The following is a 9015-nucleotide window of genomic DNA, read 5'->3' as shown; positions in this document are numbered from 1 at the left end:
GCGTTCCCCCGGGGCGCGGGCGGGTGCCCCCCGGGGGCCCCGCCCGGGGCGGCGGTTCGTGTGGGGGTTGTCCCCCCCAGTCCGAGCTCTCAACACCCCCCTTCAGCTGATCTGGTGAGACGAAAGTCCCCTTCAGCTCGCGCCGTTGACCGAGCGCAGGGTGCGCATGGCCGAGGCCAGGGTGGCGGCGTCGTCGCCGAGGGGCTCCAGCACGATGCGCCGGAGGATCCCGGCGGCCGCCGTCCGCGCGCGCCGCGCGATGTCGAGGCCGTTGTCGGTGAGCGCGGCGAAGGTGACGCGCCGGTCGTCGGGGCTGGGCACCCGGCGGATGAGATCCGCGGCGGCCATCCGGTCGGCGACCTTGGTGAAGCCGCCGCTGGAGAGCGCGGCCTCGGTGGCCAGCCGGGTCATCGGCATCCGGTGCTCCGGCGAGCGCAGCAGCCGCAGCAGGATGTCGAACGACGCGGGCGCGAGGCCGTAGCGCTCGGAGATCTCGCCCATCAGGACGTCCTGTGTGGCGAGGTACCCCTCGATCACCAGGCCCCACCAGCTGACGATCTCGTCGTCGTCGGTGTGCGGATCGGGTCTCACGGGTTCACCTTAGCCCAGTTCTCTCGCGTGCAAGAGACTTTGTTCTCGCTTTGCTCGCGCGTCCGCCGCACGGCGTGCCCCATACGATCGGGGCATGACTTCTCGGGACCTCGAGCGCGCGTCGGCGCTGCTGGAATCCACCATCCTGGCCGACGGCCACAACGACCTCCCGTGGGAGCTGCGTGACCTGGTCGGGCCCGATCCGGTCGACGCCGCACACGGTCTCGACCTCACCATCCGGCAGCCCGCGCTGCACACGGACCTGGTGAAGCTCCGCGAGGGCAAGCTCGGCCTGCAGTTCTGGTCGGTCTACGTGCCGTGCTCGTTCGAAGGCCACAGCGCCGTCACCGCCGTGCTGGAGCAGATCGAGGTCGTCCACCAGCTCGCCGAGCGCTACCCGGAACACCTCGCGCTGGTCACCACCGCGGACGAGGCGGAGGCCGCGTTCGCCGACGGAAAGATCGCCTCGCTGCTCGGCGCCGAGGGCGGCCACAGCATCGCCGAATCCCTTGGCGTGCTTCGGATCCTGCGCCGTCTCGGCGTCCGCTACATGACGCTGACGCACAACTACAACACGTCGTGGGCCGACTCCGGCACGGACGAACCGGCGCACAACGGCCTGACCGAGTTCGGCCGCGACGTCGTCCGCGAGATGAACCGCATCGGCATGCTCGTGGACCTCTCGCACGTCGCGCCCAGCACGATGCGGGCCGCGCTCGATGTCAGCGCCGCGCCGGTGATCTTCAGCCACTCCTCGTGCATCGCGGTCAACGATCACCCGCGCAACATCCCCGACGACGTCCTCGAGCGGCTCCCCGGCAACGGCGGTGTCGCGATGGTGACGTTCGTGCCAGGGTTCATCTCGCCCGCCGTGACGGAATGGGACCGGCAGCTCAAGGCCGCGATGGCCGAGGCAGGCCAGGACCACCGCGACCTCGCCCAGCGCGGGAAGTTCGCCGCGAGCTGGGACGGGCCGCCGAAGCCGAAGGCCACCGTCGAAGACGTCGTCGCGCACGTCGAGCACGCCCGCGAGGTGGCCGGGATCGACCACATCGGCCTCGGTGGCGACTACGACGGCGTCGCGGAACTGCCGCAGGGGCTGGAGGACGTCTCCAAGTACCCGGTGCTGTTCGCCGCGTTGCTCGAGCGTGGCTGGAGTGAGGAGGACTGCGCGAAGCTTGCCGGCCGTAACACCCTCCGCGTGCTCCGAGATGTCGACACTGTGCCGTTCTTTACTAATCCGACGGCAGCCACGGCGGAAACGGGTCTCTGAGAGCTGGTCGGCTGCGGTCCGCCTCCGCCTACTTTCGGTCGGATTAGTAAATGCACCCGTTAGGGGCATACCAGTCGGCGAACTCCCGCAGGTCGGCGGACACTGAGGGCTATGACTCACGCCCGTGGCGGAGGTGACGACCCCGCCCGCACCAGCCCGTCCGAGACCCCCGGCGGGCGGCTCCGGGATGTGGAGCCGCCCGCCGCCCTCGACCCCGCCGCCGAGACCCCGGTACGGCCCGCCGGGACCACGCGCCCCGGGAAGCGGCCGGGGAAGTCGGGGAAGCTCAAACCCACCCGGATCAGCGGTACCTGGGTGGCGGTGATCGTCGCGCTGATCGTGCTCGCGCTGCTGCTGATCTTCATCCTGCAGAATCTCGACTCGGCGACCGTGCACTTCTTCGGCGCCTCGGGCAGCATGCCGCTCGCGGTGGCGATGCTGTTCTCCGTGCTCGCCGGTGCCGCGCTCGTCGCGCTGATCGGCGGCGCGCGGATCCTCCAGCTGCGCAAACAGGCCCGGCGGCGCCGCTGAGATGAGCTGAAGGACGCCTTCGGTGCGGTGGGCGCGCTGAAGGACGCTTTCAGTGCACTGGATGCACTGAAAGCGTCCTTCAGCACATCGCGACCATCCCGAGCACCGCCGCGCAAACGTTTTCGTCACCCTTGGCGGTGACTCGGTCCGCGACGTCGCCGACGCGGAGCATGCCTGCGGACAGCCGCCAGAAGGTGTCGGCGTCGGTCGTCACGGAGGCCAGCGGGGAGCGGGACGTCGGCGCCGCGCGGTCGAGCGTCCAGCCGTCGGCTTCCCGGCGGGCGGTCCAGCGGCCACCGCTCGCGCCGGTCACCGTGTAGGCGACCTGCCTGCCGGTCCGCGCCTCGACGTCGCGCAGCGCGAACGGAAGCGCGCGCAGGAACGTGTCCACCACCGGGCCGCGGAACTCCGGCGCGTCGAGAAGCGGAACGCCCGCCGCCTCGCGGATCTGCTGCTGACGGGTCCAGAACTCGCTGTACTCCGCGGCGGCGTCGAGCCACCTCGGCGCCGGTTCCGGACCCGCCCAGCTCAGCGATTCGCCGGGCTCGTCGAGGTCGAGCCTGCCCCAGTGGTCGGCGATCTGCGCCGTACTGTCCACGATCAACGCGAACAGGACCTCCGGCGAAAGCCGCCGGCACGCCGTCACCCACGCCTCGGGTGAGTCACGCGGTTCGAGCGCGCGGTAGCCGTCGCGATCACGGGAAAGCCGTCCGAGCTTGAGGCCGAGGATGTGTGCGGCCAGGTCGTGGACCGTCCAGTCACGACACGCCGTCGGTGCCGCCCACTGCTCGGCGTCGAGCCCGGTCAGCACGTCCACGAGCGCTTGTTCCTCACGGGCGAGCAAGGGGAGGACGGCGATCGGCGGTCCCCAGTACGGCGCGCGCATGGGAGCCATCCAACACCGTCCGCCGGATCACGATGCGGCGCCATCACGCCGCCATTCGGCCTACCCGCAGGTAGCATCAGCGCGAACAGCGAGGGAGTGGGGCCCGTGAGCACAGAGCGAGCCAACGGCAGTGGCACGAAAAACGGCACGGTGGAGGACGTCGCGAACTTCGCCAGGCGGGCGGGTCAGCTGGCGGGCTGGGCCGCGCGCACCGGGTTCGATCTCACCAGGAAACTGCCGGGCGTGGACACGGCCGAGCGCGGTATCCGTACGGTCGAACGCCAGCTGCTGACCGAGCTGCGCCGCCGTCTCGACGAGGTCGACGACCCGTACCACGCCGCGCTGACCGCCGCGTCCGCGATGAACCGCGCCCGGCTGGACGGCGAGCCGGTCGAGGCCACCGTGACGCTGGTGCCGGCACGCGACAACCACGTCGAACCGCTGCGCGCGGCGATGGCGGAGCTGCTGAATCACTCCATCGGCTTCGGGCGTGAGCGGGCCCGTGAGTACCTCTACGCGATCATCCTGCGTCAGCTCACCCCGGACGAGGCCCGCATCCTCTCCGCGCTCTCCGACGGCTCGCCGTTCCCCGCGGTCGACGTCGTCGAGCGCAACGGCCTCGGCGGGAGCGGCCGGGTCGTGCTGCGCAACGCGTCCACGGTCGGCAAGACGGCCGGGGTGTCCCTGACCGACCAGGTGCCCGGCTACCTGACCCGGCTGATCGGGCTCGGCCTCGTCGACCTCGACGAGGAGGTGCCCGCGCTGGAGACCCAGTACGAGATCCTGCTGACCGACGAGACCGTGCGCGAGGCCGAGCAACTGGTCAAACGCGCGAAGTTCGTCCGGCGCACCGTGCACATCTCGCGTCTCGGCGCGAGGTTCTGGCAGGCCTGCGACCCGAGCCTCGGCTGAGCCCGGCCATGGGCGCGTTCGTCAGCGGCATTCTCGACGACTTCGGGCGGCACTGGGCGCTTTACGTCTCCATCCCGATCGTCGCCGCGCTGATCGGGTACTTCACCAAGATCGTCGCGATCCGGATGATGTTCCAGCCGGTCGAGTTCATCGGGATCAAGCCGTTCCTCGGCTGGCAGGGCATCGTGCCGAAGCGCGCGGCGCGGATGGCGAGCATCGCCTGCGACACGATGACCGAGCAGCTCATCAAACCGTCCGAGGTCGTGTCCAGACTGGACGCCGGGCGGATCGCGAAGGAGATCGAGAAACCGCTGCTCGCCGGGGTCGAGGACATCGTCCGCGAGGTGGCGGGGCACTACCAGCCTGGGCTGTGGGAGTCGCTGCCGATCGGCGTGCAGCGGATGGTCATCCAGCGGGTCCAGGCCGAGTCGCCGCGCATGGTCGCCGCCGTGCTCGACCTCATCAAGTCCGATGTGGACAGTGTGTTCGACCTCAAGGGCATGGTCGTCACCAGCCTCGTCAAGGACAAACGGCTGCTGAACCGGATCTTCCAGGAAGCGGGCCGGGACGAGTTCAAGTTCATCCAGCGTTCCGGGCTCGTTTTCGGCGGATTCATCGGCGTCATCCAGATGGCCGCCTGGATCCTGTTCAAATTCCCGCTGATCATGCCGCTGTTCGGCCTGTTCACCGGCTGGTTCACCGACTGGCTCGCGTTGCGTATGATTTTCTACCCGATCGAACCGAAGAAATATTTCGGTATCCAGTGGCAGGGGTTGTTCCTCAAACGGCGCGCCGAGGTCGCCGAGGCGTACGGGGAGCTGATCGCGAAGGAGATCATCACCCCGCACAACGTGATCGAGGCGATCCTGCGCGGGCCACTGTCCGATCGGGTCCTCGCGCTCATCCAGCGGCAGCTCGACGTCGAACTCGGCAGGCGCAGCGGGCTGGCGAAACCGCTGCTGTTGTTCGCCGTCGGCGGGAAGCGCTACCAGGACCTGAAGCTGTCGATCTCCGAGCAGATCATGGCGCGGCTGCCCGAGACCATGGCCTACATCGAGGACTACGCCACCGACGCGATGGACATCCGTAACGTCCTGGTCTCGAAGATGAAGGAACTGTCCCCTCGGGAATTCGAGCGCCTGCTGCGCCCGGCGTTCGAACAGGACGAATGGATCCTCATCGCGACCGGCGCGGTGCTCGGGTTCGCGGTCGGTGAAGCACAGGTGCTGTTGCTGGAGCATTTCGCCGACTGATTGCTCCGGCCGGTTAGAACCGGGAACGATTTCCGCCGCCTGCCCTTATCCTTCGGAGTATGGCTGAGGGAGTGCGGGAGAACCGCGGCGAGGAGCGTACTGACGGCACGACAGCGGTTTCCCTCAAGGATTCCCCAACGGATTCCCCATCGGGCAAGGAAACCCCGGAACCGTGGCGGCAGGAAATCCGGCTCGCGATGACAATGGTGGGCGGCGCGAGTCTCGCCGTCTGGATGGGCGGCATCGCGAGCGAGACGTCGCAGGTACTACACGCCTCGCGGGACGAGAAAACGGAAAGCGTGTACCGGAGGTTGATCGATCTCCTGCACGTCACGGTTTCGATCGACGTCCTCACCGGAACGAGCGCCGGTGGCATCAACGCGGCCTGTCTCGGGCTGGCCGAGGCGTTCGGCTCCACTCCGGAGGTGCTGCGCGACACCTGGATCGGCACCGGTTCGCTGGACAACCTCATCCGCGATCCGAACGAGAAACTGCCGCGCTCGCTGCTCGACGGCGACCGGGTCCTGCTGGGTGACCTGGAGCGCGCACTGCACAGCATCACCAGCGGTGGCACCCCGCCCGCCGAGGAGCCGGACATCACCGTGCTGCTCACCGGCACCATGATCGACGGCGAGACGGCGCGCTTCGACGACGCGCTGGGAAACCTGGTGCGCGACACCGACCACCGGATGCTCTTCCGCTTCGATGGTCCTTTGTGGACTCCCGATGTGCTCGGCCCGCTCGCGCTCGCCGCGCGGTCGAGCGCGTCGTTCCCCGGCGCCTTCGAGCTGTCGAGGATGCCGATCGGCAAGGACGGCACCGATCGGCTGCACCCGGACATGACGCGCTACACCGAACTCACCCGTTCGCACTGGCTCACCGACGGCGGAGTGCTGCTCAACAAGCCCCTGCGGCCCGCGCTGCGGGAGATTTTCGAACGGCCGTCGCACGCCGACGTCCGGCGGCTGCTGTTGTACGTGGTGCCGACCGGGGAGCGTGAGGCCGATGTGGTCGAGGTGGACGCGGGGAATCCACCGTTGCTCGGCACCGCGCTCAGCAAGGTGGTTTCGACCGTGCTGAACCAGACCATCAGCACCGATCTGGAGGACCTGACGCGGCACAACGACGCTGTCGTGCGGACGCGCGACACCCGCGTCTCCCTCTCGGCGATGGGGCTGCGCGGCGATCCGGACACGTTCGTCGACGCCAGGCTGATGGCCGCCTACCGCGAACGCCGGGTGGCGGAGGACGCCAGTGAGCTGGTGCGCGCGGCGAGCCGAGTCTACGTGGTGTCCGAAGTGGACGGTCTGAAAGCGCAGTGGGCGTCCGGGATGTCCGCGCAGCTGCGGACCGTCGCCGCCGATGGCCTGCGGGACGGCGTGCCGGACCAGCCGCCGGGCGGACGAGTCTCGCTCGACGAGCTGATCGGGTTCCGCACCACGGCGCTCGACGACGCCGTCGGCACCGGCATCCAGGTGATCAACGCCGGGTTCCGGCTCGGCCCGTCGCCGGAACAGGCAGCGCAGCTCAACGAATGCCGCGCGCTGCTGCACCAGGCCCGGCGCGCGGCGGCACGCGGCGTGAAGCTGACGCCGTGGGTGGTGGAGCACGAACCGCCGCCCGCCGGGATGTCGCTGGACGGCTGGATCGCCGCGCTGGCCGCGGAATGGGCGGGGAAGGGCCGGGCGGACACCCTGCGCGAGGCGTGGCCGAGCGTGGCGGGCGCGCTGCGTCAGGCGGCACCGGTACTGCGGGCGTTGGTGGGTGAGCAGACCGAAGGAGCGGCCGACACCGTCCGCACACTGCTCGACTGGTTCGGGCTCACCGCGGACGACAAGAGCGCGGGTGACGACGTCGTGCTGGCCAGGTTGCTGGCCTTGCACGTGGCGACGCGTGGGCTGCTGGCGCAGCCTCCGTCGGTGGACCAGCGCGTCGACCTCGTCCAGGTCAGCGCGGACACCCGCACCCTGCTGGACATGAGCCGCACGCGTGCGCACACCAAGCTGACCGGGATGCAGGTGGGTGACTTCGGCGCGTTCTACAAGGCTTCGTGGCGGGCCAGCGACTGGATGTGGGGCCGGATCGACGGCGCGGGCTGGCTGATGCAGTGCCTGCTCGACCCGAAACGCCTGCGGTTGCTGCGTGATCTCGCCGGGGCCGGGGCGTTCCGGGAACGGGTGCGGGAAACGTTCAAGTCCGTCGGCTGGATCCTGCCCGGTCCCGCGGACAATCTCGGTCCGGGGGAAGCGGAATCGTTCGCCGGGCAGCTCGCCGAGGAGCTGGGTTTCCTCGGTCTCGACGCGCAACTCCGGGACGTCGAAGTCGCGGAGGCCGTGCCGCTGAGTATGCCGGTCACCGCGATGGTGCTCGCGCGGGCACGGCAGCTCGAAATCGCGCGCGAAGAGCTTCCCGTGGTGTGCCGGCACGCCGAGGAGGATCTGGAAACGGCCAAGGGCAACGGAAAGGCGTCGGCGGCGTTCCGCAAGGTCGGGGCCGAGCCTTCGGCCGATGACGCCGCGACGCAGCGGGTTTTCCAGACGTGCCGGGTGTCCGCGGAGAAGGTCGAGGACGAACGCGGGACGATGCTGCTGACGTCGACGCTGATCAAGGCGGGCGCGGCCGGGATGAACGCCGCGGCCGGGGCGGCGCGGGTGCCGAAGTCGGTACAGCCCGCGGTCGGTTTCGCGCAGACGACCGGGCGCAGCGCGTGGTGGATCACGCGCGGCGCGGTGCGGCTGGGGCGGCCGTGGAACCTCGTGGCGGCCGCGGTCACCGTGCTGGCGGGGTTCGTGCTCGGCGGGAACGGCGGTCAGGTCCTGCAGTGGGTGGGCATGCCGGTCGCGGCGGGCGCGCTGGTGTTCCTCGTGGTCAGCCTGATCACGCTGCGGCGGACGTGGCGGATGGTGCTCACCGTGCTCGGGGTGCTGGTCGTGGCGGCGCTGTTGTTCGCCGCGTTCCTGCCGCCGATCGCCGATCCGCTGTTCGGCTGGCTGGGCGGCGTGGTCGCGGGCTGGCGGCGCGGCGAGGCCCCGGTGTGGTGGCTCGTGGTGGCCGCGCTGATCGTGCTGCCCGCGGTCTGGACGCCGCTGGGCAGCGTCACCCGCCGCCTGCGCCGCTCGACCCCGAAGGACCGCCTCTGACGCCCTTCTCGCCGGTGTCACGCAGTCCCCATGCCCCGCCGAACGCCGTGAAGGCCTCCTTCACGGCACTCAGCGCCGTGAAGGAGGCCTTCACGGCGCCGCGCTCCATAAAGGACACGTCGACAGCCCTCATAGGACTGATGAACGGGCGCACGGAGTGCTGTCACGAGCTTGCGGGGCGCCCCCCACATTCATCGTATCGCCGGAGCACGACAGAACCGGGGTCCGCAGGCGTTGGGGGGACTAGTTGTCCACAAGCGGGTTGGCCCTGTGGATAGTGGGGCGAGAGCTTGTCCGTGAATGCCACATCGAGGGAATCAGAGTCCCTCGATGTGGCATTCACGGACCTCCGAACGCGACTCCAGTCCGCCGGTGGCGCTACGAAGTTCGGTGGCCACGCTTCGTCATCTTCACGAGGGCGACGTGCCT

General features: G+C 69.6%; 7 protein-coding genes. 5 read left to right on the top strand and 2 right to left on the bottom strand.

Translation table 11 applies throughout. The features are described from left to right. Positions 1 to 132: 132 nt before the first annotated feature. Positions 133 to 591: a MarR family winged helix-turn-helix transcriptional regulator gene (locus ACFWY9_RS27950; RefSeq protein ID WP_378328853.1), complete on the bottom strand. Its 459-nt coding sequence runs from the start codon at positions 589 to 591 to the stop codon at positions 133 to 135. Positions 592 to 685: 94 nt separating this feature from the next. Here ACFWY9_RS27950 and ACFWY9_RS27945 point away from each other — a divergent pair, with 94 nt between their 5' ends. Together ACFWY9_RS27945 and ACFWY9_RS27940 are read left to right on the top strand one after the other, a co-directional pair. After that, on the top strand, positions 686 to 1864 hold the full coding sequence (locus tag ACFWY9_RS27945; protein WP_378328852.1) for a dipeptidase: 1179 nt from the start codon (positions 686 to 688) through the stop codon (positions 1862 to 1864). Positions 1865 to 1975: 111 nt separating this feature from the next. Next, complete coding sequence (locus tag ACFWY9_RS27940) at positions 1976 to 2395, top strand: lipopolysaccharide assembly LapA domain-containing protein (protein ID WP_378340273.1); 420 nt, start codon at positions 1976 to 1978, stop codon at positions 2393 to 2395. A gap of 79 nt (positions 2396 to 2474) precedes the next feature. Here the strand turns inward: ACFWY9_RS27940 and ACFWY9_RS27935 are convergent, their stop codons facing one another. Then, complete coding sequence (locus tag ACFWY9_RS27935) at positions 2475 to 3290, bottom strand: maleylpyruvate isomerase family mycothiol-dependent enzyme (RefSeq protein WP_378340272.1); 816 nt, start codon at positions 3288 to 3290, stop codon at positions 2475 to 2477. A 96-nt stretch (positions 3291 to 3386) separates the two neighbouring features. Between ACFWY9_RS27935 and ACFWY9_RS27930 the strand changes: the two genes are divergently transcribed. The 3 genes from ACFWY9_RS27930 to ACFWY9_RS27920 are packed head-to-tail and all read left to right on the top strand — an operon-like array spanning position 3387 to position 8586. After that, on the top strand, positions 3387 to 4193 hold the full coding sequence (locus tag ACFWY9_RS27930) for an Abi-alpha family protein (RefSeq protein ID WP_378328849.1): 807 nt from the start codon (positions 3387 to 3389) through the stop codon (positions 4191 to 4193). 8 nt (positions 4194 to 4201) lie between these two features. Then, positions 4202 to 5446, top strand: coding sequence for a DUF445 domain-containing protein (locus ACFWY9_RS27925; RefSeq protein WP_378340271.1), 1245 nt, complete (start codon positions 4202 to 4204; stop codon positions 5444 to 5446). Positions 5447 to 5505: 59 nt separating this feature from the next. After that, positions 5506 to 8586 carry a patatin-like protein gene (locus tag ACFWY9_RS27920; protein WP_378340270.1) on the top strand — a complete coding sequence of 1027 codons (3081 nt, stop codon included), beginning with the start codon at positions 5506 to 5508 and terminating at the stop codon, positions 8584 to 8586. Positions 8587 to 9015 lie beyond the last annotated feature (429 nt).

The organism is Amycolatopsis sp. NPDC059027 (assembly GCF_042739735.1).
Classification (GTDB): Bacteria; Actinomycetota; Actinomycetes; order Mycobacteriales; family Pseudonocardiaceae; genus Amycolatopsis.
This window is presented reverse-complemented; position numbering and strand designations above follow the sequence as displayed.

What these genes read in the sequence shown, in the direction of transcription:
- ACFWY9_RS27945 (WP_378328852.1), top strand. Translation starts at nt 686, where the DNA reads ATGACTTCTCGGGACCTCGAGCGCGCGTCGGCGCTGCTGGAATCCACC.
- ACFWY9_RS27940 (WP_378340273.1), top strand. Translation starts at nt 1,976, where the DNA reads ATGACTCACGCCCGTGGCGGAGGTGACGACCCCGCCCGCACCAGCCCG.
- ACFWY9_RS27935 (WP_378340272.1), bottom strand. Translation starts at nt 3,290, where the DNA reads ATGGCTCCCATGCGCGCGCCGTACTGGGGACCGCCGATCGCCGTCCTC.
- ACFWY9_RS27925 (WP_378340271.1), top strand. Translation starts at nt 4,202, where the DNA reads ATGGGCGCGTTCGTCAGCGGCATTCTCGACGACTTCGGGCGGCACTGG.
- ACFWY9_RS27920 (WP_378340270.1), top strand. Translation starts at nt 5,506, where the DNA reads ATGGCTGAGGGAGTGCGGGAGAACCGCGGCGAGGAGCGTACTGACGGC.